Source organism: Collinsella aerofaciens, assembly GCF_040920445.1.
Classification (GTDB): domain Bacteria; phylum Actinomycetota; class Coriobacteriia; order Coriobacteriales; family Coriobacteriaceae; genus Collinsella; species Collinsella aerofaciens_BH.
In genome coordinates, this window is sequence record NZ_JBCOTQ010000097.1 from 1 (window position 1) to 2234 (window position 2234).

General features: G+C 52.8%; 1 protein-coding gene. It reads right to left on the minus strand.

What is annotated here, in order from left to right:
- Positions 1-1104: 1104 nt before the first annotated feature.
- On the minus strand, positions 1105-1653 hold the full coding sequence (locus tag AB5405_RS09745) for a hypothetical protein (protein WP_238057832.1): 549 nt from the start codon (positions 1651-1653) through the stop codon (positions 1105-1107).
- Between the last annotated feature and the right edge of the window lie 581 nt (positions 1654-2234).

The window sequence follows — 2234 nt, forward strand, 5'->3', positions numbered from 1 at the left end:
ACGCATCTGGTGAGGTCGTTTTTTCGGCCTTGACCTGCGTGGCGGCACTTTGTGGTGCTTTGGGTGTGCCCTTAAGCAGTGTTTGCATCTACCAGCGCGCGAAACATTTCGACGGTAATTCGTGAAACAAATTGCGGAATTATCGCTCCAACGGGTGCTGCTGCCGCTCAACGCGAGCGGTCAGCTTGGCCCCGCAAACGGCTACTCGCCCTTCATGGCCATACAGATGGCCACCTCCTGCTGGATGCGATCGAGATCGAGCGGCAGCGCAACCGGATGATGCGTCAGACGATGGGATTTCGACATGCAGTTGTTGATGCGCACAACGGAGAGCTTGTTGCCGTGATGCGCAGTCCCGATGATGCCTATGACTACTGCGACTATTTTGCCACGGCTCGTCGGGGCGCCACTGTTCTCGATTTGTGGCTGAGATTTAAAACATCTCGCCTGTTTCAATGCGTTTTTTGGGTTTATAACTGTTCGCTTTTTCGGTTATGTCGCAGTTCACTAGTTCATTCATTACGTTCTTCATATCGTCTGTAAGTCAGTTATGCTGCGGTTACACAGCTCTGTTGTTGCGTTTTGTCGTAATTCAGCAATGGCATAGCCGGAGCTCGCCCGCAAGTGTCGTACGCTGCCGTACAAAACTGCGTTTCGGCCGTCCGCGTACTGCCAAGGCTCTGCCCTAGTACCCGGCGCCTGCGGCGGTTGTTCATATCTGAACTGCGACACAGCCGAACAAAGCAATTGCGACACTACGTAACTGTGTAATTGCTGAACTACGTGATAACGACAAAACTGAAAAACGTAACTGTTGAATTGCAGAACAATGAGCTAACGCCGCGAGTGCCGGGTACTAGGGCAGAGCTCTAGCGTGCGCCGCTTGCGGCGGTACGCTGCCGGGCATTTTGTACGGCAGCGTACGACTCTTGCGGACAGATTTCAGGGCCGAATAGTCCGATGTTCAATAGTTCTGTTATTACATGGTTACATAGTGCGGCTATTCCGCTTTGTCGTTATTGCGTTATGTCGCATTGTCGATATTGCGTAGTTCGGTTTTTCACTTTTTACGCCGTTCACTTATTCATTTGTTACATAGTGCTGCTATTCCGTGGCGTCACTTTTATGCCCACCGCGTGCGTATTCGACGGTGTGGGCAGCGTCTCCGAACACCTCGACTGCTGCCGCCACGAATTGCGGTGTGGTGCGCCTCGGGATATAGAAAGTTTTGTTACCGAACACGATTGCGATCCAGGCGTTACGGTAGATGAATTGATATGCCGCCTCTCTTGAGCGCTTACCGCAGCATTCCTCTGCAATCTCGTCGATCTGCCAGAGATGACCGAAGCCGACGATATATTCGGCGATGTACGCGCTCGTCTTGATTCGTACGCGCCGCGGGCGGCGGTATGGAGCATAGCTGCTTTTCCCGGGGTCCGCTTTAACGGGCACGGAATAGACCTCGGCTCGAGCCTTTTCGGCGACCACGCGCCGCGCATCATCGAGGCTATAACGCTTGCACAGGCGCTCGCCGTCGTCGGTCGAGCACTTCACGGTGATTGACTTGATATGCGGCGCCAGATACTTGTACATCCATGCTCGCGACGCGCCGAACTCCCACCGCAGATCTTCAATACTCAAGAACTCATCCATCTTCTGACCTCGATTTTCTGCCGATAAACGAGAAATCCCGCAAGAGACGCATACTTGTACCCCCATCGTAAATGTGTGTACAAATCTGCCGCCGACCCGGGCGGTTCAGCGCTTGCCAGGGCTCCGCCCTTGGACCGGGGAAGGATACTCGCGCGCCTTGTTATTACGATAACGGACGCAGCGGCAAACCATGAATCGCGCCCCTGAGACGGTGCAAAATGGCCTTGTGAGGCCATTTTGCACGCCAGCTTCGTTCAACGTCAGACATTCAAGATGTCAGACGTTGAACCTGCGTCAAAGACGCAGCTGGGGCTGCTAGTTGCCTACAATCGCTCGCGTTACTCGCTTGTCCCACGCGTAGATGTCCGACAGTGCCGTCAGACATTGTCAAGCCAATGCTTCACAGGGATTTTTACAGAATTCGTATCATTCTCGCTGCCAACCCTCTTGTACATCAAACCCTTAAAGTTCATGAAGGAGCAGAAGCATGTATGTTGATGTATAGGACTCGATCCTATACAAAGATATCGGTATATCTCCATTGCAAGCGCAGTTCCCACGAGACTGTTCGTAAAACAAAT

Bases quoted from the DNA above. Each gene is read 5' to 3' on its own strand.
- AB5405_RS09745 (WP_238057832.1), bottom strand. From the start codon at position 1,653: ATGGATGAGTTCTTGAGTATTGAAGATCTGCGGTGGGAGTTCGGCGCG.